Genomic DNA, 25,829 nt, shown 5'->3' on the forward strand with positions numbered 1-25,829 from the left:
TCACGTGCCCCGCCCTACTTTTCGCTAACTTAGTACCACGGATCTGTTTTCGAATACGGGGCTATCACCCACTACGGCCGGACTTTCCATTCCGTTCTTCTAACAGTTCCGCTATCACTAGCAGGCTCTTCCCCGTTCGCTCGCCACTACTAGGGGAATCTCGGTTGATTTCTTTTCCTCCGGCTACTTAGATGTTTCAGTTCACCGGGTTCGCTTCAATATCCTATGTATTCAGATAAAGATGACCATTGCTGGCCGGGTTTCCCCATTCGGATATCGGGGGATCAAAGCTTCATTGCCAGCTCCCCCCCGCTTTTCGCAGGCTTGCACGTCCTTCATCGCCTGTGATCGCCAAGGCATCCACCACATGCACTTAGTCGCTTGATCCTATAACCTTGTCCTCTCTCGCGAGAGCGGCTACAGGCAAATCTTTGTGCGACCGTTATCCCGACTAAGAAATAACGATCGATGCAATCACAACGTATTGCTAATGCCTCATCAGCATCAGCAATACAACCTTCTTCCAATTTGTTAAAGAGCGTGGCATTTCGTTTCCAAAAGCCAAAGATAAACAGCCATGCTTATCTTTAGGTTTTGGTGGAGGATAACGGGATCGAACCGTTGACCCCCTGCTTGCAAAGCAGGTGCTCTCCCAGCTGAGCTAATCCCCCGTGTTTAGACGTTGGTGGGTCTGGTTGGAATCGAACCAACGACCCCCGCCTTATCAAGACGGTGCTCTAACCGACTGAGCTACAGACCCTCGTCTGTTGCCACTACTGAACAACCGATAGGTTGTGGGTGCCAGAGATGCTTTCTCTAGAAAGGAGGTGATCCAGCCGCAGGTTCCCCTACGGCTACCTTGTTACGACTTCACCCCAGTCACGAACCCCGCCGTGGTAAGCGCCCCCCTTGCGGTTAGGCTACCTACTTCTGGCGGAACCCGCTCCCATGGTGTGACGGGCGGTGTGTACAAGACCCGGGAACGTATTCACCGCGACATGCTGATCCGCGATTACTAGCGATTCCGACTTCACGCAGGCGAGTTGCAGCCTACGATCCGGACTACGATCGGCTTTCTGGGATTGGCTCCACCTCGCGGCTTGGCAACCCTCTGTACCGACCATTGTATGACGTGTGAAGCCCTACCCATAAGGGCCATGAGGACTTGACGTCATCCCCACCTTCCTCCGGTTTGTCACCGGCAGTCTCGTTAAAGTGCCCAACTAAATGATGGCAATTAACGACAAGGGTTGCGCTCGTTGCGGGACTTAACCCAACATCTCACGACACGAGCTGACGACAGCCATGCAGCACCTGTGTTCCAGCTCCCTTTCGGGCACACCCAAATCTCTTCGGGCTTCTGGACATGTCAAGGGTAGGTAAGGTTTTTCGCGTTGCATCGAATTAATCCACATCATCCACCGCTTGTGCGGGTCCCCGTCAATTCCTTTGAGTTTTAACCTTGCGGCCGTACTCCCCAGGCGGTCAACTTCACGCGTTAGCTCCGGTACTAAATGGTTTTACCCACCCAACACCTAGTTGACATCGTTTAGGGCGTGGACTACCAGGGTATCTAATCCTGTTTGCTCCCCACGCTTTCGTGCATGAGCGTCAGTATCGACCCAGGGGGCTGCCTTCGCCATTGGTGTTCCTCCACATCTCTACGCATTTCACTGCTACACGTGGAATTCCACCCCCCTCTGCCGTACTCTAGCCTTCCAGTCACAAGCGCAGTTCCCAGGTTGAGCCCGGGGATTTCACGCCTGTCTTAAAAAACCGCCTGCGCACGCTTTACGCCCAGTAATTCCGATTAACGCTCGCACCCTACGTATTACCGCGGCTGCTGGCACGTAGTTAGCCGGTGCTTCTTATTCCGGTACCATCATCCACACAGGGTATTAGCCCATGCGATTTTTTCCCGGCCGAAAGAGCTTTACAACCCGAAGGCCTTCTTCACTCACGCGGCATGGCTGGATCAGGGTTGCCCCCATTGTCCAAAATTCCCCACTGCTGCCTCCCGTAGGAGTCTGGACCGTGTCTCAGTTCCAGTGTGGCGGATCATCCTCTCAGACCCGCTACAGATCGTCGCCTTGGTGAGCCTTTACCTCACCAACTAGCTAATCTGATATCAGCCGCTCAATCAGCGCAAGGCCCGAAGGTCCCCTGCTTTCCTGCTCACAGAATATGCGGTATTAGCGTAACTTTCGCTACGTTATCCCCCACTGAAAGGTACGTTCCGATACATTACTCACCCGTTCGCCACTCGTCAGCGGAGCAAGCTCCCTGTTACCGTTCGACTTGCATGTGTAAGGCATGCCGCCAGCGTTCAATCTGAGCCAGGATCAAACTCTTCAGTTCAATCCAAAACACTCGCAATTCACTGACGGTAGAATTTTTACTCCTACCTCGATGGATCTCTCCATCCGTGTGATTGCCTTAATACTTTTTGCGACTTGCGTCGCTTCGCATCAAGGCACCCACACCTATCGGTTGTTCAAATTTTTAAAGATCGCTACCGCGCCGTTTCTTTCGATTCGTCTGCAGCAGAGAAGCGAGATTATGAAGCACTTCCTACATCTCGTCAAGCACTTTCTCACTTCTTTTTTCCTACCAACTTCTCCTTCCCTTCCGCCGGAAACCCCGGCAGCAGCGAAGAGGGCGAATTATATACACACCAAAATCGCAGTCAACTACTTTGTGAAAAACCGGTCAAACAAATAAGAAAGCAGAGTCAATTAGTCGATCTCAAGGTACAGCACCTCAACGATATCTATTTCACGAACCCCGTGAGGACTCTGAAATCTTACCGAATCACCCTCCCTTGCCTTGAGCAAAGCACGCGCCAAAGGTGATATCCAACTAATACGCCCTCTGGCAACATCAACCTCATCAACCCCTACGATGGTGTAGGTATTTTCATCACCGCGTTCACTTGCAACCGTAACCCTGGCACCAAAAAAAACCTGGTCATTGCTTCCCTGGCGGAGCGGATCAACAATTTCCGCAATTTCAAGGCGTTTCGTCAGGAAACGTATCCGCCGATCAATTTCGCGCAACCGTCGCTTGCCATATATATAGTCACCATTCTCAGAACGATCACCATTTGAAGCAGCCCAAGCGACGATCTCGACCACATGTGGCCGCTCGCGCTTCACAAGACTTTCCAACTCAGCCTTTAGGCGCTCATGACCGGATGGCGTTATGTAGTTACGTGTCCCCGAGGGAAGAACCAGCGACTTCGGAAGTTCTTCATCCTCGTCGCTCTCCGTCTCTCTGACAAACGCCTTGTTCATCAGTACCCGATACTGTAGTGCTCGACATCAACACGAATCAATTCGCGCCCCAGTATTGACCCCGTGCACTTGGCAAATGATTCTGCCCATCCACCTCCCTCACGAAACGCAGCCTCTCCTGCATACTTGGCAACGCTCAAAATACGATCAACTGCCAGGATTTTCCCGGTTGGCGTCGCCACGTCACACTCGAGAACCGTGAATTCATGATCAAACCATTTGCGAGCCTCATCAGCCGGCATTCCGCCTGTCAGCTTGAAATCAAATTCCTTGTCTTTGCCAAAAGACACGATTACGTGGTGTTGCATTTTGCTCTCCTCCTTTGAATTGTTCGGGTTATTCTAACAAAACATCGTCAGTGCCTCAGGAGTTCGAGATGTCACTTCAACCACCCAATGAAGAAGCCGCAAACTTGCTTCGAGTTCAACTAAGTCAACGGCAGATAGAACATCGCGACCTGGATCTTGCAATCACCCACCTTAGCGAAAACCCGCCTCCGGATGATTTACTGATCAGGCGACTCAAAAAAAGAAAACTGGGATTGAAAGACAAGATCATGCAACTCGAGCAGTTGCTTACGCCGGACATTCCGGCTTAGATCCTGTTTAAGCGCACTTAAAATCTTCAGTGCGCAGCGCCAAATCGGCAGTGGCAACCCTCGAGGAGAGGGAGAACTACAGAAACCACTCCTGCCAAAAGAACCGGCAGGAGCAAAAACAACAAAATGACAACGGTGACCGACTGAAGCCTAAAGGATCAGGCGACCCAAATACCAAGCCAACGCAGCCATACCGGCACTACATGGAATGGTCAGAATCCAGGCCCAGACGATCCCACCGGCAACCCCCCAGCGGACACGCCGGGCACCCCGAGTAGACCCCACCCCGGCAATAGCACCGGTAATGGTATGCGTCGTTGACACAGGAACTCCCAGGGCTGTTGCCATGAAAAGCGTAATAGCACCGCCACTATTGGCACAAAAGCCCCGGGCCTGATTCAATTTGGTAATGCGGTTACCCATCGTCTTGACGATCCGCCAACCACCAAACATCGTTCCCAGCCCCATTGCCGTATAGCAGGCAAAAACAACCCAGCCCGGAATCGGCTCGTTGGACTGGGACATGCCAGCCGCAATCAAGAGCATCCAGATGATCCCCACAGTTTTCTGTGCGTCGTTACCGCCATGCCCCAAGCTGTAGGCTGCAGCAGACAAAAGCTGAAAACGGCGAAAATACTTGTCTACCTTGCGCGGCGCCATATTCCGGCAAATCCACGAAACGACGACCATCAACGCCCCGCCAATAAAGAAACCGAGCAGCGGAGCGACAAAGATAAAGGCGATGATCTTAAGGACACCTGCCGAAATCAAACCTGCAAATCCGGCTTTGGCCACTGCCGCCCCGACCAACCCGCCCACCAACGCATGCGATGACGATGACGGTATTCCGTAGTACCAGGTGATGATGTTCCAGATGATGGCACCAATCAGGGCGCCGAAGATGACGTAGTGATCGACGATACTGGGATCAATGGTGCCCTTGCCGATAGTACTGGCAACCTTCAACTGGAACATGAAGTAGGCCAGAAAATTGAATGCTGCAGCCCAGATAACGGCCTGATGGGGTTTCAGGACGCGGGTTGAAACAATGGTGGCAATTGAATTTGCTGCATCATGAAACCCATTCATGAAGTCAAACAGCAAAGCAACAATCACCAGGGTAACAACGACCCCGAGGCTGATATGTATGGATTCCATGCCGAGCTACCCGCTCAGGAATTTTCGAGAACGATGGCTTCGACAGTACCCGCCACGTCTTTGCACCGATCACTGACAGACTCGAGCAATTCGTAAATTTCCTTGAGCTTGACCACCTGGCGAACATCGGGCTCTTCACGGAAGAGCTTGGACATGGCTTCACGCAAAATACGATCCGCATCGGACTCAAGGTCGGCAATTTCGTGGCAGAACTTGAGAATCTGAGGGGCGTTGTCCATGCTGTGCAGCAACTTGACCAGGGACTGGACCCGTGCACAGCAGGCTTCGGTCACGTCAGCCAGCGCTTTGGCCTCTGGCGGAACGCGATGAATGTCGTACAGGGTCATTGATTCGGCGACATCCTGAATGATGTCGAGAATGTCATCCATGCTGTTGATCAGCTGATGAATTTCATCACGGTCAAACGGCGTGATGAATGAAGTGTGCAATTGCGCCAGTGTGCTGTGCGTAATTTCGTCTGCCTTGCGTTCTAGCACATCGATCTCTTCGGCATGAACCGCCGCCTTCCCCGGTTCATCCACCAATGCGCCAATCAAACCTGAAAGCGCCTTGCCTCCCTCCACGATGAGATCTGCGTGGGAATTGAAAAGATCGAAATACTTGCCCTCTTTGGGCATCAGCCGTCCGAACATGACAGTCCTGTTGAGTAATTATTACAGCGCAAAATTCTACCACGTCGGACCGAATCGCCTTAGCCTAACTCGGGTTTGCACGAGATCTTCCCGTTAAAATACGTCATGCCCAACACAATCATGCCTCCGGACGCATTTGGTGACAGTTTCGACCTGGCTGTACTCCCTCTGCCCCGCTCGGCTTCTGGCTACGCGGTTCAAAAGCTGGATACGGATACCTTGCTCGATCAAACCAGCGGCAATTTTTTATCCGTCCGCTCAACCAGCCTGCAAGGGCTGTACCCCAGCTTCGACCAGGCTCACAAGGCAGCCAGCGAATGGGTGCATAAGCACGGCATGATCAATCAAGAACACAACCTGGCCATCGTGCCAGCCAGTTTCGATCCTCTTTTAAAGCGCCACGTGCTTATTTATGGCGTTCTCTGCGGTCAACCCTGAATTTCTGGCATTTTTCGGAGACATGGAATGAATTCAATCAAGCAACGCCTTCTGGGCAAAAATGGTTTCAGCGTGCCGAATATTTGCCTGGGAACCATGACTTTTGGTGAGCAAACATCCGAGTCCGACGCTCATGCGCAACTCGATTTTGCGCTGAACGCCGGCGTAAACTTCATCGACACGGCCGAAATGTATGCCGTCCCGCCGCGAGCCGAAACCTGTGGCGCATCGGAAAGCATCGTTGGCCGCTGGCTGAGCCGGCAATCACGCGACAAGGTGATCGTTGCAACCAAGGTGGCCGGCCCTGCCCGCAGCCTGCAGTGGATACGCAGCGGCCCACCGGCACTTGACCGGGCCAATATTCGTGCAGCCGTCGAAGGATCGTTGAGTCGTCTGCAGACAGACTATATCGACCTTTACCAACTGCACTGGCCGGAGCGCAACCAACCGATGTTCGGCCAATGGCAATTCAACCCGGACAGCGAACGCGAATGCACGCCGATCCGCACACAACTTGAAGCGCTGGCCGAACTGGTCCGGGAAGGCAAAGTCCGTCAGATCGGACTCTCGAACGAACACCCCTGGGGCATCATGCAATTTACCCGGCTGGCCGATGAGCTGGGCCTGCCTCACGTCGTCTCAACCCAAAATGCCTACCACTTGCTCAATCGCACCTTTGAAACAGGGTTGGCCGAAGTCTGCCATCGCGAACAAGTCGGCCTGCTCGCCTATTCAGCTCTCGCCTTCGGCCACCTGACCGGGAAATACCTGGACAATCCGGCGGCACCGGGGCGCCTGACCCAGTGGCCCAGTTTCGGCCAACGCTACACCAAACCGAATGTCGCGCCGGCAGTCAGCGCCTATGTCGCCCTCGCCCGTCGCCACAACATGACCCCGACCCAGCTGGCGCTGGGCTTTGTTCGCTCGCGCTGGTTTGTCAGCAGCACGATCATTGGTGCGTCATCGCTGTCGCAACTCCAGGAAACACTACCTGCCGCGCACACGATCATGTCGCCGGAAATCATTGCCGAAATCGACAACATTCACCTGCAACACACCAATCCCGCCCCATGAAAAAATCGCTCTTTGCGGCACTGGCCGAAGCACTGGCCTGCACAGAAATCAGCTCAAAACTACGGTTGACCGCAGCACTTGCGGCAGATTGGCAGGCTGACAAGCTCGACTGGCAAAATCAGCCTGCCGTGGCACTTGCTTGCGGCATTCCCGCAAAACCTGAGCTGATCCCGCCCAAAGAAGTGCCAACACGCAATATCTCAACCCCGGAAGGGCGGGCCAGGCTGCTGCATGCAATTGTCCACATCGAATTTTCCGCCATCAACCTGGCCCTCGATCATGCAGCCCGCTTCCGTGACATGCCACGCCAGTACTACGCTGACTGGGTCGGTGTCGCAGCCGAGGAAGCCTATCATTTCACCATCCTGCGCGAGCGTCTGCTGACGCTGGGTTACGACTATGGTGATTTTCCAGCACATGCCGGTCTGTGGCAGATGGCTGAAAAAACCAACCATGACGCTCTGGCACGCATGGCGCTGGTTCCTCGCCTGCTCGAAGCTCGCGGCCTGGATGCCACGCCACCGATCCAGCGCAAACTGGAACAATGCGGCGACCACGAAAGTGCACGCCTGCTCGACATCATCCTGCACGATGAAATCGGCCATGTCGGCCTGGGTGACCGTTGGTTCCGGACGTTATGCACGGCGCGACAACTGGCGCCGGAAAGCACCTATCGCCAATTACTCAACGACTTCAAGGCGCCGCGTCCATCTGCCCCGCTGAATGAAAGCGCCAGACTGGCCGCCGGATTCTCGGCCAGCGAACTGGCTGAACTTCGCCCCGCACGCCTTTAACGCTCAGGCAACCAGGCCAGCAAGGCAGCAAAAAGCAGATCGGGATCCACCGGCTTGGCGACATGCGCGTCCATCCCGGCTGCCAGGCAAACAGCGATATCTTCCTCGAAGGCATTCGCGGTCAACGCCAGAATCGGGACCGATTTGTAACCAGGTAAAAGGCGAATCTGGCGTGTTGCCTCCAAACCATCCATGACTGGCATCTGGACGTCCATCAAAATCAGGTCGTAACGTCCGGAGGCGGCCTTGGCCAAAGCCTCGGCACCATCCTCGGCAACATCGAATTCGACTTCGACCGTGGAAAGCAGCTCCATGGCCACCTCCCGATTGATTTCGTTGTCTTCCGCCAGAAGAATGCGCTGCCCGGCATGCTGCTCAATCAACAAGCGCTCAACAGCCGCAGCTTCCAGCGGCACGGCAATCTGGCCGCGCCCGAGCAGACCGAGCAAGGTATCGTAAAGACTCGAGGAAGAAACCGGTTTGGCCAGCACGACATGAAAACCGGCAGGTTCCCACAGGTCGCGCGTCAATTCATTATCGTAAGCCGTGACCAGCAGATGCATCGGGCGATGCCGCAACGGCATCCGTGCCAACGCCTCAGCCGCCGCCAGGCCATCCATACCGGGCATACGCCAATCAAACAGTACCAATTCAAAAGGATCGCCATCCCGATCGGCCACGCTGATCAGACCCAAACCGGCCTCACCCCCTTCAGCCTGCTCGACACGCATTCCCTGAAGGCCCAACATATCGGCCAGCACCTGACGCGCGACCGGGTGATCGTCCACAACCAGCACCCGACGATTTGCCAGCATCGAAAGCGGCGGCGTAGCCCGTACGGTTGAACCATCCCGCCCAAGAAGCGCCGTAAACCAGAAGATGCTACCGCGCCCCGGTTCGCTTTCAACACCGATCTGCCCGCCCATCAACTCGGCCAGGCGACGACTGATCGCCAACCCCAGCCCCGTCCCGCCGTATTTGCGCGTCGTTGAACTATCCGCCTGCTCAAAGGCCGAAAACAAGCGAGGCAAGGCATCATGGGGAATGCCAACGCCCGTATCGCTCATCTCGAAACGAACTAGCACCTGACCTCCGCGATCTTCAACAACCGACGAGCGGATGACGATTGCACCCTGCTCGGTGAATTTGAGGGCATTCGAAGCAAAATTGAGCAATATCTGCTTCAGTCGCAGGGCATCCCCCTGGAATGCTCCAACCATCTCGGGCGCTACATCGCGCACCAATTCAACGCCTTTTGCACAAGCGCGTTCGGCGGTCATGGCACAAACCGAATCAAATACCTTGTCCATATCGAAGCTGCTGTGCTCGAGATGCAGTTTGCCGGCCTCGATTTTTGAAATATCGAGGATGTCGTTAATCACCGACAACAAGTGCTGTGCCGCAGCATTTATCTTCTTGAGCCGGTCCACCTGGCGCTCATCGTGAAGCTCTTTCTGCAGCAGATGAGTCAGGCCAACGATTGCATTCATCGGCGTACGTATTTCATGGCTCATATTGGCCAGAAAGGAGCTTTTTGCCCGATTGGCTCTCTCTGCCTCATCCCGTGCCAAAGCCAGCGCCTGATTCGCATCGGCCAGATCCTGGGTGCGTTGCACAACCTTGCTGTCCAGCGACTCGCCCCACTCCCGCAAATCCGCCGTCTGCTGGCCAATGGTGTCGAGCAAATGGTCGAATAGTTCGCCAAGGCGCGCCAGTTCATCGTCACCTGGCATTGCGCCGACGCGCACCTCCATCTGCCCCTGCCCTACTTGGCGCATGGTTGTTTCAAGGTGGGCAAGAGGGTGAACGATGCTGCGAACCAGGCGCCATGAAATCCAGGTAGCCAGACCGGAAGCAATCACCAAGGCCAGCAGGAAAATAGCCGTGGCTCGCCAGCGAAAGTCGGAGAAAGGGGCCTCGGGAATACCCACATACAGAATCCCGATCCGTTCACCGGCAAAATCATGAACCGGCTCATAAGCCGTCATGGCCCACTGATCGACGACGAAAGCTCGACGAACCCAAGTTTCACCCCGCCCGAAAACAGCCTCGCTGACAACCTGGGAAGCGCGCGTACCAATTGCCCGTGCCCCGCTATCAAGCCGGACACTGGTCGCGATGCGCGTATCACCAAGAAACAGGGTTACCGACCCATGGGCCCCCAGTTGCTTCAGCCAACCCGCCGAAACAATGCCTGACAAATAATCGACAAAAGCATCATCCCGATTCAGCAACGTTCCGCCGACCACCAGACCGATCACTTGACCGGCTTCATCGTGCATTGGCGCCGTGGCCACAACAAGCAGGCCGCGGGTTTCGGCAGTGCGATCGGTCGGTGCAGCCATTGGCGTCGGGAGCAAATCGATTTTTGCCCGCTCCGGCAAGCTGGCCGACAAGCGAGCCAGCCATTCTCTCGGCAATACTTCGAGGCCAACCGTCGCCTGCGCAGGATTGCTCAACGCCCGACGCACCACGCCAATGTCTGCGAATGGATTGGTTTCACCATTTTTCTGGGCCGATGCAGCAATCCGTCCGTCACGATCAAGAATGGCCAGGAAATCGAACCCCACATTCTCCTGACGGGAGGCAAGAACATCGCCCAATGGCGTATCTTTTGCCTCACCCCGCAAGAGACGGTTAATTCGTTTTGAATCAGCCAGGCTACGTGCCGACGCACTGGCTTCATTTTGAATGTGCTCGAGATGCGAGCGAGCCATCGACAAATCGCCAATGACTTTCTGGGTCAGCATCCGCTCGAAGTATTCGTTGCCAATGATCAAAAAGATTCCGGCAACAACCGGCAAAACGAGTACCGGCAACAGCGCCAGCGCCCAAAGACGCAGCTTCAGCTGACTGAAGCCAAAGCGGGCAGCCAATGATGATCCGACTTTTCCCAGAAAAATGATGCTCTCTCCCTATGGCCCGAAAAGCCGCCCCAGCAAGCGCTTGGCGTCGAGCTTCATGTATTCGCAATAATGCGCCAGCGCATCGTAGTTGGCAAATATCGACCTTAGCGGTTTCCGGCCAGGCAAAAATAGAGTAAACTAATAATATCAATGCGTTGATCCATTGCCCGCAGGGCCCCCGAGCAGCTACCGCTTCATCCCTCGTTTGCAGTTCACTTACAGGTCGCACCATTGAATCGCCCCCTCGGCATAGCTGCGTCAGGGGAACTCAGGCCGCCCGACCATCGGGCATACGCGTCGCAAGCCAATAAAAGCAAGCAGCGACGTCGAAAGGAAACAGCATGACATCACCCGCTGACAGCTTTGCCGATCTCGGCTTAAGCTCCACGCTACTTCAGACATTGACCGAAATCGGCTACGAAACACCGTCGCCCATTCAGGCTCAGTGCATTCCCATTCTGCTTGACGGCCATGACATCATCGGTATGGCCCAGACCGGCACTGGCAAGACCGCCGCCTTTGCGCTGCCGCTGATGGAACAGATCGACGTCAAAGTCGCCAAGCCGCAGGCCCTGATCCTGACGCCGACCCGCGAACTCGCCATCCAGGTTGCCGAAGCGCTGCAAAGCTACGCCAAGAACCTGCCCGGTTTCCACGTCCTGCCGATCTACGGCGGTCAGAGCTACACCATCCAGCTCAAGCAACTGTCGCGCGGCGCCCACGTCATCGTTGGCACGCCGGGTCGCGTCATGGACCACCTCGAGCGCAAGACGCTCAACCTCGACAACCTAAAAACCCTGGTTCTCGACGAAGCCGACGAAATGCTGCGCATGGGCTTCATCGACGACGTCGAGTGGATTCTCGAACGCACGCCGGAACAGCACCAGACCGCCCTCTTCTCGGCCACCATGCCTGAGCAGATTCGCCGCGTCGCCCAGAAATACCTGGTTGAACCGCGCGAAATCAAGATCAAGTCGGCCACCGCCACCGTTGCCGCCATCCGTCAGGTGTACTGGCAGGTTTCCGGCATGCACAAGCTGGACGCCCTGACCCGCATCCTCGAAGTTGAAGAAAACTTCGACGCTGCCATCATCTTCGTCCGCACCAAGACCGCCACCGTCGAACTGGCCGACAAACTCAACGCCCGTGGCTATGCCGCTGCCGCACTGAACGGCGACCTCAACCAGCAAATGCGCGAACGCGTCATCGAGCAGTTGAAGTCCGGCGCCCTGGACATCGTCATCGCGACCGACGTCGCCGCCCGCGGCATCGACGTGCCGCGCGTCAGCCACGTCGTGAACTACGACATTCCGTACGACACCGAAGCCTATGTGCACCGCATCGGCCGTACCGGCCGCGCCGGCCGTACCGGCAACGCCATCCTCTTTGTTGCACCGCGTGAAATTCGCATGCTGCGCACCATCGAGCGCGCCACCCGCCAACCGATCGCCCCGCTGACCCTGCCAAGCCGTGCCGACGTGACCAACAAGCGCGTCACCGACTTCAAGGCCAAGGTCGCCGAAGTGCTCAATGCTGAAGGCCTGGATTTCTTTGCCAACATCGTTTCGCAAGTTGCCGAAGAACAGAATGTCAGCGCCGAAGAAGTCGCCGCCGCACTGGCCATGATGGCCCAGGAAGGCAAGCCGCTGCAGATCGCCGGTGAAGACCCGCGTCCTGCCCCGGCTGCCGCCTACGACAACCGCGACAGCCGTGCCCGTCCGGGCAGCTTTGGCGAGCGTGATCGCAAGCCGCGCTTTGAGGGCAGCGATAAGCCGCGTTTCGAAGATCGTGGTGAACGCCCCCGTTTCGAAGGTAGCGAGAAGCCGCGCCGCGCCGCGCCGGCTGGCGATGTCATTCGTTACCGGATCGATGTGGGTCGGGAGCATGGCGTTCAGGTCAAGGATATCGTTGGCGCCATTGCCAATGAAGCCGGGATTGAAAGCCGCTTCATCGGTCGCATCGCGCTCTACGAAGAATCAAGCACGGTCGAACTGCCTGCCGGCATGCCGGGCGAAGCTGCCAACGCCCTGAAACGCACCCGTGTTCGTGGCGTCCCGATCAACCTGCGTCCGGACGAAGGACGCCAGGATGGCGGTGGCGAACGCAAGTTCGATGGCGACCGCAGCAAATTCAAGAAAAAGCCGGGCACCTACTAAGCACGCCCCGCTTGAATCCAAAAGCCACGGATCAAACCGTAATGCCGTTCACTTAGGTGAGCGGCATTTTTCATTTTGGGGCTTGTGGACAGTTCGCCGAATGGTTAACGTGGCGAACGATGTTGTCCAGCCAGCTCTCCATTACGACAGATGTCATGCCGACGATCGGATTCGATCGTCTGGCGGCTCATTTGCCGTATGAGTGGATTGAGCAGGCGCTCAGCGCGCATGGGGTGGCGAGTGTTCGCCGCCGTCGTTTGCCGGCGGAGCAAGTGGTCTGGCTGGTGATCGCCCTGGCGTTGTTTCGTCGCCAGTCGATGGAAGAAGTACTCAGCACCCTGGATCTGGCCTTGCCCGACACCCGAATCGAGGCGGTCTGCAAGAGTGCGATCACGCAGGCGCGGGCTCGCCTTGGCCAAGCCCCGCTGCAATGGTTGTTCGAGCAAACGGCCCAAGCCTGGTGCGCACAGGAGAAGGTCGCGAATCAGTGGAAGGGACTTTCGCTATGGGCGGTCGATGGCACCACCTTTCGGGTGCCGGACAGCCCCGAGAACCGCGAATTCTTTGGTGCCCAACGCTACGCCAGCGGCAAAGTGGCCTCCTATCCTCAGGTGCGTGCCGTCAGCCTGACGGCACTGCCCACCCATCTGGTCTCGGCCATCGAGTTTGGCCAATACGGCCAGAACGAAATGCTTTACGCCAAGGCGCTGATCGGTCGGATCGAGGACCATTCCCTGACCGTCTTCGACAAGGGCTTTGTTTCTGCGGAAATATTGTTGGGCTTGAGTGCTGCGGGCACCGAGCGGCATTACCTGATCCCCGCCAAGTCCAACACGCAATACGAAGTCCTGTCGGGAACGCCCGAGGATTGTCGGGTTCGTTTGCGTATATCTCCTCAAGCGCGCGTCAAGGCCCCTGATCTGCCCGAGGCCTGGGAGGCCCGTGCCATTCGAGTCGAGTCGGCCAATGGTCAAAGCCGGGTACTGCTGACCTCATTGTTCGATCGCCGCCGCTTCAAAGCGCAGGATCTGGCGGACTGCTATCGCCGGCGCTGGGAAATTGAAACCAGCTACCGCGAGCTCAAGCAATCGATGCTGGGCGAAGCGCTGACCTTGCGCTCGCGTTTGCCCGAAGGGGTCAATCAGGAAATCTGGGGGGCCTTAATTGCCTACAACCTGATCAGACTTGAAATCGCCAAGGCGGCCACTGAAGCGCGCGTCGCTCCGACCGATCTGAGCTTCCTGCGCGCACTGCACATCATCCAGCACGAACTGATCTGGGCGGCGGGAATGAGTCCGGGGAAACTGCCGTCCCATCTGGCGCGCCTGCGTTTGCAGTTGCAGATGGCTATCGTGGAAAAACGACGGGGGCGAAAATGCCCCCGTGTCGTCAAAGCCAGACCGGCTCGTTACGCCGTTCGTCACCTAAAAGAGCCTTAACTGAACTGCATTACGGATCAAACCGTGGCTTTTTTATTGCCTGTAAATCGCCCGCCACCCGCAGAGCGGCAAAATTGCGCTATGCAATTGCAATCAGATCAGCCTATACTCGCGCCGTTTTAGGTGCCTTGCTCCACAGTCGTGGGGCGGGTGAAACGGGAAGCCGGTGACGTTCGAGCCAACAGCTCAACCATTCCGGCGCAGCCCCCGCTGCTGTAAGCCTGACGAATTTGCCCTACGCCACTGTGTTCGCACGGGAAGGTTGGCAAACTAGATTGAAGGCGAGCCAGAAGACCGGCCTAAATCAACTGCTGTACCAATCCCCGGGGTGATGGGAAAGGTTCTGTTGATTTGCGCAGGCATTGGCCGGCGATATTTCTTCCGATCTGTACTTCTCCCCGCATTGTTGCTGTTTGCCATTTCTCGCTGTGGGAGAGAAGAATGCACATCATGGAGGGCTTTTTGCCTTTCGAGCACGCCATTGGCTGGAGCCTGGCGTCTGCACCGTTTATTGGCTGGGGCCTGCTGGCGCTTGGCAAGCGTATTCGCGACAAGCCGGAACAGCGCATGCTGATCGGGGTGGCCGCTGCCTTCGCCTTCGTGTTGTCGGCCCTGAAACTCCCCTCGCTTTCAGGCAGCAGCTCGCACCCGACAGGTACGGGACTGGGCGCGCTGCTTTTCGGCCCCGTCGCGATGGCCCCGATTGGTACGGTTGTCCTGCTGTTTCAGGCGTTGCTACTGGCCCATGGCGGTTTGACTACGCTTGGCGCCAATGTCTTTTCGATGGCAATCGTTGGCCCCTTGGTGGCCAGCATGACCTTTCGCACGATGCGCGGGCTGCATTGCTCGTTCTCTATCAGCGTATTTTGTGCTGCGGCCCTGGCCGATTTATTCACGTATCTGACCACTTCCGTCCAGCTGGCACTGGCATTCCCCGACTCAGTCAGCGGTTTTAGCGGCGCCCTGCTCAAATTTTCCAGCATCTTTGCCATTACCCAGATACCGCTGGCGATCAGCGAAGGGCTGCTCAGCGTCGTGATTTTCAACGCCCTGGCACGCTTCAATCCGCAAGAGTTGCGCGACATGGCTGTTTTGCCCGCAAAGCGGAGCGGCGCATGAAGCGACATCAGAATGCACTGCTTTTGCTGGTCGTTGTCTTGCTCGCAGCCTTGCCGCTCTGGCTGGTCAAAGCGCCGATACCGGCCGACGCAAGCCAGCCGTCAGGCATTTTCACGGGGACGGATGACAAGGCCAGAGTCTTGATCAGCCAGATATCGCCGGATTACAAGCCCTGGTTTACGCCGCTGCTGCAACCCGCCAGCAGCGAAATCGCGTCACTGCTGTTTGCTTTGCAGGCAGCACTGGGCGCCGGCTTCATCGGTTACTACCTGGGAGTCTCGCTCAGCCGCGAAAAGCAGCAGCGAATCGATCAGCAAAAATCCGTGGAGCAACCCGATGCTGATTGACCAAATGGCAGCGAACAATCGCTGGCGCCACGTCTCGCCGGCCGCAAAAAGCATTTTTTCGATTGGCGGCCTGATCGCGGTTTTTGCCGTTCGGCAGCCGTTGACCGCAGCAGGCATCACCCTGCTCCTGATCGCCACCAGCCTGCTCGGCCCCGGCGTTGGCTGGCGCTCGTATGTGCGTGTGGCCGTCCCAGCTGCGCTGTTCCTGATCCCTGGTTGCCTGTCGCTGGCGTTCTCGTTCGAAACGAACCCTGCCAGCAGCCTGCCGCATATCGTCCTGATACCTGAATCCAGCGGGCCAATCATCGCGCTCGGCAATCGTTCGCTGGGGGCATTGGCCGCACTGCTGTTCCTTGTTTCCAGCACGCCACTCAACGATTTGCTGGGTCTGCTGCAACGCCTCAAGGCTCCGCCCCTGCTGCTCGACATCATGCTGCTCTGCCACCGCATGCTGTTCGTTTTTTCCGACGCATGCCAGAGCACGCACACAGCCCAGGCCGCGCGCCTCGGTTATGCCACCCCGGGAACCTCGCTGCGCTCGCTTGGCGAACTGGCTGCCAGCCTGAGCCTGCAAATCTGGCAACGCGCCCACGATCTTCACCTTGCCGCACAGGCACGCAACAACGATGGGCCGCTGCGATTTATCGAGAAATCTTACGCCAACACCCGGCGCGACTGCCTGGTCGCCGTGCTGGCCAGCAGCCTGCTGATACTGATGGCGATCGCCTTGTGATGCCCGAACAAAACGACATCCTGCTCGAACTAGCCCAGGTCACCTATCGCTACCCGGATGGCAGCCGCGGCCTGGCGCAGTGCTCGCTGCGTATCCGGCGTGGCACACGCAACGTCCTGATCGGCGCCAATGGCGCCGGCAAGACGACCCTCTTCCAGCACGCCAACGGTTTGCTCAAACCGTCCTCCGGCGTCGTTCACTATGCCGGGAAGCCGGTCGAGTACAACCGCAGTGGCTTGCGCCACCTGCGCAGCCGGGTCGGGCTGGTATTCCAGGACCCGGACCGGCAACTATTCTCGTCCAGCGTTGCAGACGATGTTTCATTCGGCCCGCTCAACCTCGGCCTCAAGCTTGATGTCGTCGAACGGCGAGTCGCCGCCGCACTGGCCTTGGTCGACCTGACCGAGCTGGCCGACAAAGCAGTACACAACCTCAGTTTCGGCCAGAAAAAGCGGGTCTGCATTGCCGGGGTTCTGGCCATGCAGCCCGAGTTGCTGATTCTCGACGAACCCATGGCCGGCCTCGATGCTGCCATGCAGAAAGAACTCGAAAAGACACTCGACAGCCTGCAGCAAAGCGGCATCACGCTGTTGCTGGCGACGCACGACATCGATTTCGCTTACCGCTGGGCCGAACACATCCATGTGATGGCCGACGGTCGCTGCATGGCATCGCTCGCCGCAAGCGAACTCGCCAGCCAGGCAGAGATGCTGGCGGCAGCCGGCCTGCCACTCCCTGAAACCATCGTGTTGCATCGAAGCCTGGTCGAACGCGGCATCCTGCCGAGCCAACCGCGCCCCCGCTGCACCACCAGCCTGCTGGCCTTGCTGGCAGCCACTGACTCCACCAAGGAGAATTTATGCAAAACAAGCTGATTTTCGCGGTCGACCGCGCCGGGAGCCAATAAATGCCCGGAAAAATCTGGTTCATCGGCGCCGGCCCCGGCGACCCCGACCTGATCACGGTCAAAGGCCGCAAGCTGCTCGAACAGTCAGGAGCCGTGCTCTTTGCCGGTTCACTGGTCGATCAGGCGGCAACCTTGTTTACCCCCGAAGGCTGCGACATCCGCGACTCCAAGGACATGACGCTGGAGGAAATGACCGACTGGCTGATCTGCGCTGCTGAAAAGCACCAGACGGTGATCCGCCTGCAGACCGGCGACCCCGGCCTGTACGGTGCATTGATCGAAATGACCCGCCCACTGACCGCCGCCGGCATCGAGTGGGCCGTCGTTCCCGGCGTATCCTCGGCGATGGCTTCGATGGCTGCGGCCGGCGAAACACTGACCCTGCCCGAAGTGACGCAAACGGTGATCCTGACCCGCGTTGCCGGCCGCACGCCGATGCCGCCGGGCGAAGATCTCGAATCCCTCGCCGCACACAAATCGACTCTGTGCATCTACCTGTCGATCACGCTGCTGCACAAGGTTCAGGAAGCATTGCTCGCCGCCGGCTGGCCGGAAGATGCGCCGATTCTCGTCGTCCAGAAAGCCAGTTGGCCGGATGAGGAAAAGATCGTGCGCGGCACGATCAAGGACATCAAACGCAAGTGCCAGGACGAGAAGATCGCCAGCCAGGCAATGATCGTCGCCAGCCCGACCCTGGGCGCCGCCGACTGGCCCGACCTGATCCGCTCCAAGCTCTACGACCCGAGCTTCACCCACCGCTTCCGCAAGGCAACCGAGAAACCCAATGATTAACGACACCACCCTGCTTCTCGTCGGCCACGGCTCACGCGGCCGTGAGGGCAACAAGGAAACGATCAATTTCGCCGCGCAGTGGCGCGAACAGCACCCGGACTGGCGCATCGAGGTGTGCTTCATCGAGCACGCCGAAGTGCTACTCGATGCCGGCCTCGACCGCGCGGCGCGTGAAGCAAAACGCGTCGTAGCCATTCCCTTCATCCTCAACGCCGCCGGCCACGTCAAGATGGAACTGCCGCATGCGCTGGAAGAAGCCCGACTGCGCCACCCCGGCGTCGAGTTCGTGGTCACTCGCCACCTCGGCATGGGGCGCGAGATTTTTGCTGTCCTGCAGGGACAGCTCGACCACCTGATGAAACAACTGGCCGTCCCCGACCCGATGACCACCGGCGTCATCCTGCTCGGTCGCGGCTCGTCGGACGCCGGCGCCAATGGCGAACTGGCCAAGATGGCGCGCTGGATTTTCGAGGACAACGATCATGAGCTGGTCGACCTGGCCTTTACCGGCGTGACCTGGCCGCGCCTGGAAACCGTCGTCCAGCGCCAGGTCAGGCTGGGCATGATGCAAATTGCCATTGTCCCGGTCTACCTGTTCACCGGCGTACTCATCGAGCGCATCAAGGAGCAAGTCGAGCGCCTGCAGCGCCAGTATCCGCAAATCAGCTTCGCGCTCGGCACCCATTTCGGCTTCGACAAAGGCATTTTCGAACTGCTCGACCGCAAGGCGGACGGCGATGCAGAAGCCGGCGGGATGCTCGAATGCGATGGCTGCAAGTACCGCGAAGCGGCCGAGGCAGAACATCTGCACGACCACAGCCACACGGCGGTACATGGCGAACACCATGGCTGCAGTCACGGCCATACCCATGACACCAGCCATGCCCACGGCTGCGCCCACAAACACGACTGATCGCACGGAGACAAGCATGAATCCCAATACCGCTACCGAACAACTGACCGCCGCCGGCCGCGCCATCGAACACGAATCGTTTGCCGTGATCGATGCCGAAGCCGGCCCGCACGACTACACCGATGAACAATGGCCGCTGGTTCGCCGGATGATCCACGCCAATGCCGATTTTGAATTCAATGGCCTGACGGCCTTCCACCCGGAAGCCATGCGGGCCGGTTTTGAGGCCGTGCTCAAGGGCAATACGCCGATCGTCGCCGATGTCGAAATGATCTGCGTCGGCCTCTCCAAACCGCGCCTGGCCCACTTCGGCCTGAGCACGCACCACTACATTTCGGACGAAGACGTCATCGCGCAGGCCAAGGCAGAGAACAGCACCCGCGCCGTGCAGGCAATGCGCAAGGCGCACAAGCTGGGCAAGCTGGATGGCGCGATTGTCGGCATCGGCAATGCACCGACTGCACTGATCGAGCTGGTTCGCCTGATTCGTGAAGAAGGCGTACGTCCGGCACTGGTCGTTGCCATGCCGGTCGGTTTCGTCTCCGCCGCCGAATCGAAGGACCTGATGATGACGGTCAACGACGTGCCATGGGTCGCCATCAAGGGGCGCAAAGGCGGTTCGACACTGGTCGTTGCCGCGATCCACGCCATGCTCTCGCTGGCTGAAGCCAAGCAAAACGAACTGGCCGCCTGATTCTCGATGCCTCCGGAAATCATCCCCGTCGACAATCCCGCGCCGGCTGAAACCAAAGCCAAGGTCCGCAAGGGTGACGCCAAGCGCGAACGCGGCAACCGCACCGGTTTCACCACCGGCGCCTGCTCGGCCGCCGCGGCCCGTGCAGCAACACTCGGCCTGCTCAACAGCGAAGTCGCCGAGACAGTGGTCTGTCGCCTGCCGAACGGCAGCGAAGTGAGCTTCACCGTGATCGACGGTTATGTCGAAGAAGTGGCCGGACTGGCCCACGCCGTCATCGTCAAGGATGCCGGCGACGACCCCGATGCAACGCATGGCGCCCACATGACGGCCGATGTCCGGCTGCTCAGGCATCGCGCCGGCGAAGTCATCCTCAAGGGCGGCTTCGGTGTCGGCGTGGTCACCAAGGACGGTCTCGGGCTGGAAGTCGGCGGCCCGGCGATCAACCCGGTGCCGCGCCGCAACATCGTCGACAACGTGCGGGCGGTGGCCGGCGAACTGCTCGATCACGATGGGCTGGAAATCACCATTTCGGTCCCCGGCGGCGACGAGATGGCGAAAAAGACACTCAACGCCCGGCTCGGCATCCTCGGTGGCATCTCGATTCTCGGCACGACCGGCATCGTTCGCCCCTATTCGACCGCCGCCTTTCGGGCCAGCGTCGTGCAGGCGGTCGATGTGGCTGCCCGTCAGGGCCAGACCAGCGTGATCTTCACAACCGGCGGACGAACCGAAAAATTCGCCATGAAGCAGTTGCCGGAACTCGATGAATCCTGCTTCGTACAGATGGGCGATTTCGTCAAAGCGGCATTCAGCAGCGCGGTGAAGCGCGAATTCCCCAAGGTGTACGTCGGGGCGATGGTCGGCAAGCTGACCAAAATGTGCCAGGGCCTTGCCGTCACCCATGCCTGGAAAGCCGAAGTCGACCGCGACATTCTTGCCGAATCGGCGCAGGAAGTCGGTGCACCGCCCGATCTGGTCGAAGAAATCCGCGCCGCCGAAACAGCCCGCTTTGCCGCCGAAAAGCTCGCCGGAATGGGGTTGACCGTGGCATTCCACCAACAACTGGCCAAAAAGGCCATCCGCAGCCTGAAAAAACACTACCCCGGCAATTACCACCTCGCCGTGCTGGTTTGCGATTTCGAAGGCCAGTTCATTTGTCGCGTCGATGAAGAGGAAGCATGACCATCAAACCCGTTGAACAATGCACCCTGCTCGGCATGCTCGATGACGGCTGGGCCGGTCTTTCCGATACCGCCCGCCAGCGCCTGGCGACGGCCGATGTGGTGATCGGCGCCGGACGCACGCTTGAGCTGGTCCGCCCGCATTTGGCCGCCAGCGCCGAAATTTTCGATATGGGCGGCAAGCTCGGCCAGGTTGCCGGCTGGATTCTGGAAGCGCGCCAACAAGGCAAAAGTAGCGTCGCGCTGGCCACCGGCGATCCGCTCTGCCACGGCATCGCTTCGTGGCTGACCGGCAAGCTCGGCCGCGATGGCTTCGAGATCATGCCCGCCGTGTCCACCCTGCAACTGGCTTTCGCCCGCTTCAAGACAGCCTGGCAGGACATCCGGATTGCCACCTGCCACAGTGCCGATGCCGGCGAGTGGTTCGTCGGCGCCACGCCGGAACACGGTCTTTACAAACTGATGCGGGCGATTGCGCAACATCCGCGCGTCGCCTTGTTCACCGGCCCGGAAAACACGCCCGACCGGCTGGCCCGGGCGCTGATCACCGCGGGTTACGGCGACCAGGCGAGGCTTTCGGTCGCCTGTCGCCTGCTGCTCGACGATGAAATCATCTTCACCGGACTTGCTGCGGTCGACGCCGCCCAAATGCAATTTCCGCAACCCAATGTCGTGCTCGTCGAACGCACACCGGACGCTAGTGCACCGAGCTTCGGGCTGGAAGACCTCGAATACATCCAGCGTTCGCCGGAAAAGGGCCTGATCACCAAGCAGGAAGCACGCGCCCTGTCGCTCGCCAAGCTGCGTCTCAAACCCGACGCCATCGTCTGGGACATCGGCGCCGGTTCCGGCTCGGTCGGCCTCGAATGTGCCCGACTGGCGCCGCACGGCCACGTCTGGGCGATTGAAAAAAACGAGGGCGATGCGGCCAACGCCCGCGCCAACGCCGCGCGTTTCCGGGTCGGCAACTACACGCTGAGCCAGGGCAAAGCCCCGGCTCTGCTCGACACCTGGCCTGACCCGGATGCGGTGTTCATCGGAGGCTCGGGCGGCGAACTCAGCGAGTTGATCAAGCTCATCCTCGCCCGCCTGAAACCCGGCGGCCGGCTGGTGATGAACTTCGTGACGCTGGAAAACCTCGCCACCGCCACCGCATCGCTCAAGGAAAACGGTGCAGCCTGGGATGTCGTCCAGCTCCAGGCCAGCCGCTCGCAACCAATTCTCGACATGCACCGGATGGCGGCCCAGAACCCCGTCTGGATCGTCACCGCAAGCAAGGAAAACACATGATTGAACCCAAAACCTACGGCAAACTGATCGGCGCTTCGCTCGGCCCCGGAGATCCCGAACTGATCACCCGCCGCGCCTGGCGCGCACTGCAATCAGGCGCACGCTGGCTGTATCCGGTCAAGAAAGCCGAGGAATCTTCCTACGCGCTGTCGATCGTTGAACGCGGCGGGATTGCCGTGCCGGGCGATGCCGTCGAACTGGTTTTCCCGATGACGCGCGATGCCGAAATCCTCGCCAAGGCCTGGAGCCGCGCCGCCGTTCAGACGGTGGAACTGCTCGCCGAAGGGCGTGATCTGGTCTTCCTGGTCGAAGGCGATGCCTCGACTTTCGCCACCTTCGGCCACCTCGCCCGCGTCGTCCGCGAACTGGTGCCGGCCGTTGAAGTCGAGACGATCCCCGGCGTTTCCTCCTTCGCCGCCGCTGCCGCCAGCACTGGCACCGTACTCGCCGAGGAAGACGAAACCTTCGCCATCATCCCGGCGGCCTACGGTGTCGAGGTGATCGACCATCTGCTCGACGAGTTCGACACGCTGGCCCTGCTCAAGGTCAAGCCGCTGGTCGACGAGGTCATCGAGCTGCTCGAGCGCCGCGAACTGCTGGCCACCTCGGTCTTCATCGAAAAGGTCGGCTCGCCGGACGAGCGCGTGATCCGCGATATCACCAGCCTGAAGGGCGAAAAGGTCAATTACCTGTCGTTGATGCTGGTCCAGAACCCGAAACGCGTGCGCGGCGAATTGCGCCGTGGCTGCCGAAAGCGCAAGGATGCTGCTGCGGTCGACGCCTGAAAAAGACAAAAAACCAAGCCCCACAGAGAACCCCAATATGAAAATCGCCGTCGTCTCCATCACCAAACATGGCATCGCGCTGGCCGGCAAAGTCGTCGCCGCCCTGCCCGGCGCTCAACTTTTCTGCCCCGAAAAATTCCGGGCCGATGCAGAAACCGCAGCGCCCGGCACTTTCCATTGCTATACCGGCAAGGTCGGCGATCAAGTGCCGGCCCTATTCGCCGCTTTCGACGGGATTGTCTGCATCGTCTCGCTCGGAGCGGTTGTCCGGCTGATTGCTCCGCACCTGAAAAACAAGGAAACCGATCCGGCGGTCGTCGTTATCGACGAAGCTGGCAAATTCGTCATTCCGATGCTTTCCGGCCATCTCGGCGGCGCCAATTCGCTGGCCGGCCATCTCGCCACCGCCCTCGGCGCGACACCGGTCTTGACCACGGCATCCGATGCACGCCAGACGCTGGCCGTCGACCTGCTCGGCCGCGAACTGGGCTGGACTTTTGAAGCGACACACGACGAAATCGTCCGTTGCAGCGCCGCCGTGGTCAATGACGAGGCCGTCGCGCTGGTTCAGGAAAGCGGCAGCGAGGACTGGTGGACGAATCACGCCAATGGCCGAAGTGGACCTCTGGCCGCCAATATCCAACGGTTCAGCCGGATCGAGGAAATTGACCCCGAGCATTTTGCCGCCGTCCTGTGGATCAGCCAGCGTGCCCTGCCTGCCGGGCTGGCCGCCCGCCTGGCCGGTAAACGGGTGATTTACCGGCCGGCCGACCAGGCATGAAAATCACCCTCGGCCTCGGCTGCGACCGGAACACCCCGGCCACGACCATCGAGCAATGCATCGCCGAGGCACTGGCACTGTGCGGCGGCCGCTTCAGCGACGTCTGGGCGGCCGCCAGCATCGACCTGAAAGCCAATGAAACCGGCTTGCTTCACGTCATCGAGGCACACCGCTGGCCCTGCCTGTTTTACCCGGCCGTGGCCCTTGCTGCGGTCGACGTGCCGAATCCGTCGGAAACCGTGCGCCAGTACACCGGCACACCATCGGTCTCGGAAGCCGCAGCGCTGCTCGCCGCCAATGCCGACGCCACTCATTTGATCATCGAAAAACACAAGTTGCGCGGCCCGGACGGGCGCAACGCCACTGTCTCCATTGCAAGGATTCCCGAATGAACACCTCACTCAACACACCACTCAGCGCCCCTGAACCCCAGAAAAAAACCGGAAAAATCATGCTCGTCGGCCTCGGCCCGGGCAGCAACGACCACCTCACCGCCCGAGCCCGGGCCGCCATTGCCGAAGCCGACACGATCATCGGCTACGTTACCTATATCCGCCTGGTGGCCGATCTGGTCGTTGGCAAGGAAGTGATCAAGAAGTCGATGACCGAGGAGCTGGATCGCGCCATCGAGTCGCTCGACCGCGCCCGCCAGGGCAAGAAGGTGGCGCTGATTTCCTCTGGCGACGCCGGTGTGTACGGCATGGCCGGACCGACTTTCGAGGTGCTGTTCCAGGCTGGCTGGACGCCGGATTCGGACATCGAGGTCGAGATCGTACCGGGTGCTTCGGCGCTCAACACCTGCGCCGCGCTGGTCGGTGCGCCGCTGACCCACGATTTCTGCGCTATTTCGCTATCCGACCTGCTGACCCCGTGGCCGACCATCGCCCGCCGGCTCGATGCCGTGGCCTACGCCGATTTCGTCGTCGCCCTCTACAACCCGAAGAGCGGCCGCCGCACCCAGCAGATCGTCGAAGCACAACGCCTTTTCCTGCGCCACCGCGATCCGCAAACGCCGGTCGCCATCGTCAAATCCGGCTACCGCCCGAAGCAGCGCATCGAATTCACCACGCTGGAGAAGATGAACGAATGCGACATCGGCATGCTGTCGACCGTGCTGATCGGCAACTCCAACACCTTCGTCAAGCACGGCCTGATGGTCACCCCGCGCGGTTACGCCAACAAGTACGCCGTTGAAGACGGCGAGCGCAACACGCACGACGGCGAACAGGCCGGTCGCTCGCTGTCCACTGGCCTGAACGGCTGGATGGCAGCGATTCAGGCTAGCGGCAAAAGTGCCGCCGAACTGGCCGTCGAGTACCGCCTGCCGGAGGATTACATCGCTGCCGTATTGATCAGCGACGTGCCGGAAGAAGGCGAGGCCAACGAGATCGAAGCATGAGCGACGTCGCCAAGCCAAAATTCCGCGAATATAGCCGCCATCTGCTGGTGTGCACCGGCGACCGGTGCACGCTGAACGGCGAAGGTCAGGCTTTGTTCGACAGCCTGCAACACAAACTACGCGTAGCCGGGCTCGGCGTCGATGCCGGGCCGCTGCGCGTCAAGCGGACGCGGACCGGCTGCGTCGCAGCCTGCAAAGGCGGCCCGATTCTCGGCGTCCAGCCGGATGGAACGTGGTATTACAACGTAACCGACGACAATATGGACCGGATCATCGAGTCGCATCTGAAGAACGGCAAAGTCGTCGATGAACTGGTTTTCCATCAAGGAAAACCGAGCTGCACGGAAGAAGCTTCCGGCTAACCGGCCATACCCGG

25 protein-coding genes, 2 tRNA genes, 2 rRNA genes and 1 riboswitch (1 of these 30 only partly in view) are annotated in these 25,829 nt (G+C 59.0%); of the genes, 20 read left to right on the forward strand and 9 right to left on the reverse strand.

Features of this window, described 5'->3' with window-relative positions:
- From KI614_RS10765 to KI614_RS10790, 6 genes are all read right to left on the reverse strand, one after another.
- Positions 1 to 387 (reverse strand): 23S ribosomal RNA (locus tag KI614_RS10765) (it extends 2,494 nt beyond the left edge of the window).
- A 208-nt stretch (positions 388 to 595) separates the two neighbouring features.
- Positions 596 to 671, reverse strand: a tRNA-Ala gene (locus tag KI614_RS10770).
- 12 nt (positions 672 to 683) lie between these two features.
- A tRNA-Ile gene (locus KI614_RS10775) sits at positions 684 to 760 on the reverse strand.
- Positions 761 to 820: 60 nt separating this feature from the next.
- A 16S ribosomal RNA gene (locus KI614_RS10780) occupies positions 821 to 2,358 on the reverse strand.
- The 16S and 23S rRNA genes sit together here with 2 tRNA genes alongside, the layout of an rRNA operon.
- Before the next feature lie 377 nt (positions 2,359 to 2,735).
- Positions 2,736 to 3,293: a transcription elongation factor GreB gene (gene greB / locus KI614_RS10785; protein WP_226405661.1), complete on the reverse strand. Its 558-nt coding sequence runs from the start codon at positions 3,291 to 3,293 to the stop codon at positions 2,736 to 2,738.
- Positions 3,293 to 3,601: a hypothetical protein gene (locus KI614_RS10790; RefSeq protein ID WP_226405663.1), complete on the reverse strand. Its 309-nt coding sequence runs from the start codon at positions 3,599 to 3,601 to the stop codon at positions 3,293 to 3,295. The genes greB and KI614_RS10790 overlap by 1 nt, the downstream gene beginning before the upstream one ends.
- A 68-nt stretch (positions 3,602 to 3,669) precedes the next feature.
- Here KI614_RS10790 and KI614_RS10795 point away from each other — a divergent pair, with 68 nt between their 5' ends.
- Complete coding sequence (locus tag KI614_RS10795) at positions 3,670 to 3,891, forward strand: YdcH family protein (RefSeq protein ID WP_226405665.1); 222 nt, start codon at positions 3,670 to 3,672, stop codon at positions 3,889 to 3,891.
- 150 nt (positions 3,892 to 4,041) lie between these two features.
- Here the strand turns inward: KI614_RS10795 and KI614_RS10800 are convergent, their stop codons facing one another.
- Complete coding sequence (locus tag KI614_RS10800; RefSeq protein WP_319002653.1) at positions 4,042 to 5,007, reverse strand: inorganic phosphate transporter; 966 nt, start codon at positions 5,005 to 5,007, stop codon at positions 4,042 to 4,044.
- A 56-nt stretch (positions 5,008 to 5,063) separates the two neighbouring features.
- Positions 5,064 to 5,702, reverse strand: coding sequence for a DUF47 domain-containing protein (locus tag KI614_RS10805; RefSeq protein WP_226405670.1), 639 nt, complete (start codon positions 5,700 to 5,702; stop codon positions 5,064 to 5,066).
- Between the two features lie 75 nt (positions 5,703 to 5,777).
- On the opposite strand from KI614_RS10805, the gene KI614_RS10810 reads away from it, so the two are divergent.
- From KI614_RS10810 to KI614_RS10820, 3 genes are read left to right on the forward strand one after another with little or no spacing between them, the layout of a single operon-like run.
- Positions 5,778 to 6,140, forward strand: a complete 363-nt coding sequence (locus tag KI614_RS10810; RefSeq protein ID WP_226405672.1) for a hypothetical protein — start codon at positions 5,778 to 5,780, stop codon at positions 6,138 to 6,140.
- A gap of 36 nt (positions 6,141 to 6,176) precedes the next feature.
- Positions 6,177 to 7,214: an aldo/keto reductase gene (locus KI614_RS10815; protein WP_413464199.1), complete on the forward strand. Its 1,038-nt coding sequence runs from the start codon at positions 6,177 to 6,179 to the stop codon at positions 7,212 to 7,214.
- Positions 7,211 to 8,008, forward strand: coding sequence for a ferritin-like domain-containing protein (locus tag KI614_RS10820; protein WP_226405676.1), 798 nt, complete (start codon positions 7,211 to 7,213; stop codon positions 8,006 to 8,008). Before KI614_RS10815 ends, KI614_RS10820 begins: the two co-directional genes overlap by 4 nt.
- Here the strand turns inward: KI614_RS10820 and KI614_RS10825 are convergent.
- Entirely contained in the window at positions 8,005 to 10,884 is a 2,880-nt protein-coding gene (locus KI614_RS10825; RefSeq protein ID WP_226405678.1) for a response regulator, read from the reverse strand. The genes KI614_RS10820 and KI614_RS10825 overlap by 4 nt on opposite strands.
- Positions 10,885 to 11,255: 371 nt before the next feature.
- Between KI614_RS10825 and KI614_RS10830 the strand changes: the two genes are divergently transcribed.
- From KI614_RS10830 to KI614_RS10905, 16 genes are all read left to right on the forward strand, one after another.
- Positions 11,256 to 13,070, forward strand: a complete 1,815-nt coding sequence (locus tag KI614_RS10830; protein ID WP_226405680.1) for a DEAD/DEAH box helicase — start codon at positions 11,256 to 11,258, stop codon at positions 13,068 to 13,070.
- Between the two features lie 119 nt (positions 13,071 to 13,189).
- Positions 13,190 to 14,509 (forward strand): IS4 family transposase, encoded by a 1,320-nt coding sequence (locus KI614_RS10835; RefSeq protein WP_226405684.1) that lies wholly within the window; start codon positions 13,190 to 13,192, stop codon positions 14,507 to 14,509.
- A 104-nt stretch (positions 14,510 to 14,613) separates the two neighbouring features.
- A riboswitch (cobalamin riboswitch) is annotated at positions 14,614 to 14,827 on the forward strand.
- A gap of 123 nt (positions 14,828 to 14,950) precedes the next feature.
- Positions 14,951 to 15,628, forward strand: a complete 678-nt coding sequence (locus tag KI614_RS10840) for an energy-coupling factor ABC transporter permease (protein ID WP_226405686.1) — start codon at positions 14,951 to 14,953, stop codon at positions 15,626 to 15,628.
- On the forward strand, positions 15,625 to 15,975 hold the full coding sequence (locus KI614_RS10845; RefSeq protein WP_226405688.1) for an energy-coupling factor ABC transporter substrate-binding protein: 351 nt from the start codon (positions 15,625 to 15,627) through the stop codon (positions 15,973 to 15,975). Before KI614_RS10840 ends, KI614_RS10845 begins: the two co-directional genes overlap by 4 nt.
- Positions 15,965 to 16,708, forward strand: a complete 744-nt coding sequence (cbiQ, locus tag KI614_RS10850; protein ID WP_226405691.1) for a cobalt ECF transporter T component CbiQ — start codon at positions 15,965 to 15,967, stop codon at positions 16,706 to 16,708. Before KI614_RS10845 ends, cbiQ begins: the two co-directional genes overlap by 11 nt.
- Positions 16,708 to 17,583: an energy-coupling factor ABC transporter ATP-binding protein gene (locus KI614_RS10855; protein ID WP_226405693.1), complete on the forward strand. Its 876-nt coding sequence runs from the start codon at positions 16,708 to 16,710 to the stop codon at positions 17,581 to 17,583. The genes cbiQ and KI614_RS10855 overlap by 1 nt, the downstream gene beginning before the upstream one ends.
- Positions 17,584 to 17,615: 32 nt before the next feature.
- Complete coding sequence (cobM, locus tag KI614_RS10860) at positions 17,616 to 18,407, forward strand: precorrin-4 C(11)-methyltransferase (RefSeq protein WP_226405695.1); 792 nt, start codon at positions 17,616 to 17,618, stop codon at positions 18,405 to 18,407.
- Positions 18,403 to 19,320: a sirohydrochlorin chelatase gene (locus KI614_RS10865; protein WP_226409309.1), complete on the forward strand. Its 918-nt coding sequence runs from the start codon at positions 18,403 to 18,405 to the stop codon at positions 19,318 to 19,320. Before cobM ends, KI614_RS10865 begins: the two co-directional genes overlap by 5 nt.
- Before the next feature lie 16 nt (positions 19,321 to 19,336).
- Entirely contained in the window at positions 19,337 to 20,014 is a 678-nt protein-coding gene (locus KI614_RS10870; RefSeq protein ID WP_226405697.1) for a precorrin-8X methylmutase, read from the forward strand.
- A gap of 6 nt (positions 20,015 to 20,020) precedes the next feature.
- A complete protein-coding gene (locus tag KI614_RS10875) occupies positions 20,021 to 21,199 on the forward strand; it encodes a cobalt-precorrin-5B (C(1))-methyltransferase (RefSeq protein WP_226405700.1) in 1,179 nt (392 codons plus the stop codon).
- The gene (gene cbiE, locus KI614_RS10880; protein WP_226405702.1) at positions 21,196 to 22,488 is read left to right on the forward strand and encodes a precorrin-6y C5,15-methyltransferase (decarboxylating) subunit CbiE; all 1,293 of its coding nucleotides are present in this window, start codon (positions 21,196 to 21,198) and stop codon (positions 22,486 to 22,488) included. Before KI614_RS10875 ends, cbiE begins: the two co-directional genes overlap by 4 nt.
- A complete protein-coding gene (cobI, locus tag KI614_RS10885) occupies positions 22,485 to 23,273 on the forward strand; it encodes a precorrin-2 C(20)-methyltransferase (RefSeq protein ID WP_226405704.1) in 789 nt (262 codons plus the stop codon). The genes cbiE and cobI overlap by 4 nt, the downstream gene beginning before the upstream one ends.
- Positions 23,274 to 23,310: 37 nt before the next feature.
- Positions 23,311 to 24,054, forward strand: a complete 744-nt coding sequence (locus KI614_RS10890) for a cobalamin biosynthesis central domain-containing protein (protein ID WP_226405706.1) — start codon at positions 23,311 to 23,313, stop codon at positions 24,052 to 24,054.
- A complete protein-coding gene (locus tag KI614_RS10895) occupies positions 24,051 to 24,446 on the forward strand; it encodes a cobalamin biosynthesis protein (RefSeq protein ID WP_226405708.1) in 396 nt (131 codons plus the stop codon). Before KI614_RS10890 ends, KI614_RS10895 begins: the two co-directional genes overlap by 4 nt.
- Positions 24,443 to 25,453, forward strand: coding sequence for a precorrin-3B C(17)-methyltransferase (gene cobJ, locus KI614_RS10900; RefSeq protein WP_226405710.1), 1,011 nt, complete (start codon positions 24,443 to 24,445; stop codon positions 25,451 to 25,453). Before KI614_RS10895 ends, cobJ begins: the two co-directional genes overlap by 4 nt.
- On the forward strand, positions 25,450 to 25,815 hold the full coding sequence (locus KI614_RS10905; protein WP_226405712.1) for a (2Fe-2S) ferredoxin domain-containing protein: 366 nt from the start codon (positions 25,450 to 25,452) through the stop codon (positions 25,813 to 25,815). Before cobJ ends, KI614_RS10905 begins: the two co-directional genes overlap by 4 nt.
- Positions 25,816 to 25,829: the final 14 nt, after the last annotated feature.

This window comes from Dechloromonas denitrificans (assembly GCF_020510665.1).
Lineage (GTDB): Bacteria > Pseudomonadota > Gammaproteobacteria > Burkholderiales > Rhodocyclaceae > Azonexus > Azonexus denitrificans_B.

What these genes read in the sequence shown, in the direction of transcription:
- greB (WP_226405661.1), bottom strand. Translation starts at nt 3,293, where the DNA reads ATGAACAAGGCGTTTGTCAGAGAGACGGAGAGCGACGAGGATGAAGAA.
- KI614_RS10790 (WP_226405663.1), bottom strand. Translation starts at nt 3,601, where the DNA reads ATGCAACACCACGTAATCGTGTCTTTTGGCAAAGACAAGGAATTTGAT.
- KI614_RS10795 (WP_226405665.1), top strand. Translation starts at nt 3,670, where the DNA reads ATGTCACTTCAACCACCCAATGAAGAAGCCGCAAACTTGCTTCGAGTT.
- KI614_RS10805 (WP_226405670.1), bottom strand. Translation starts at nt 5,702, where the DNA reads ATGTTCGGACGGCTGATGCCCAAAGAGGGCAAGTATTTCGATCTTTTC.
- KI614_RS10820 (WP_226405676.1), top strand. Translation starts at nt 7,211, where the DNA reads ATGAAAAAATCGCTCTTTGCGGCACTGGCCGAAGCACTGGCCTGCACA.
- KI614_RS10830 (WP_226405680.1), top strand. Translation starts at nt 11,256, where the DNA reads ATGACATCACCCGCTGACAGCTTTGCCGATCTCGGCTTAAGCTCCACG.
- KI614_RS10835 (WP_226405684.1), top strand. Translation starts at nt 13,190, where the DNA reads ATGTTGTCCAGCCAGCTCTCCATTACGACAGATGTCATGCCGACGATC.
- KI614_RS10840 (WP_226405686.1), top strand. Translation starts at nt 14,951, where the DNA reads ATGCACATCATGGAGGGCTTTTTGCCTTTCGAGCACGCCATTGGCTGG.
- KI614_RS10845 (WP_226405688.1), top strand. Translation starts at nt 15,625, where the DNA reads ATGAAGCGACATCAGAATGCACTGCTTTTGCTGGTCGTTGTCTTGCTC.
- cbiQ (WP_226405691.1), top strand. Translation starts at nt 15,965, where the DNA reads ATGCTGATTGACCAAATGGCAGCGAACAATCGCTGGCGCCACGTCTCG.
- KI614_RS10855 (WP_226405693.1), top strand. Translation starts at nt 16,708, where the DNA reads ATGCCCGAACAAAACGACATCCTGCTCGAACTAGCCCAGGTCACCTAT.
- cobM (WP_226405695.1), top strand. Translation starts at nt 17,616, where the DNA reads ATGCCCGGAAAAATCTGGTTCATCGGCGCCGGCCCCGGCGACCCCGAC.
- KI614_RS10870 (WP_226405697.1), top strand. Translation starts at nt 19,337, where the DNA reads ATGAATCCCAATACCGCTACCGAACAACTGACCGCCGCCGGCCGCGCC.
- KI614_RS10875 (WP_226405700.1), top strand. Translation starts at nt 20,021, where the DNA reads ATGCCTCCGGAAATCATCCCCGTCGACAATCCCGCGCCGGCTGAAACC.
- cbiE (WP_226405702.1), top strand. Translation starts at nt 21,196, where the DNA reads ATGACCATCAAACCCGTTGAACAATGCACCCTGCTCGGCATGCTCGAT.
- cobI (WP_226405704.1), top strand. Translation starts at nt 22,485, where the DNA reads ATGATTGAACCCAAAACCTACGGCAAACTGATCGGCGCTTCGCTCGGC.
- KI614_RS10890 (WP_226405706.1), top strand. Translation starts at nt 23,311, where the DNA reads ATGAAAATCGCCGTCGTCTCCATCACCAAACATGGCATCGCGCTGGCC.
- KI614_RS10895 (WP_226405708.1), top strand. Translation starts at nt 24,051, where the DNA reads ATGAAAATCACCCTCGGCCTCGGCTGCGACCGGAACACCCCGGCCACG.
- cobJ (WP_226405710.1), top strand. Translation starts at nt 24,443, where the DNA reads ATGAACACCTCACTCAACACACCACTCAGCGCCCCTGAACCCCAGAAA.
- KI614_RS10905 (WP_226405712.1), top strand. Translation starts at nt 25,450, where the DNA reads ATGAGCGACGTCGCCAAGCCAAAATTCCGCGAATATAGCCGCCATCTG.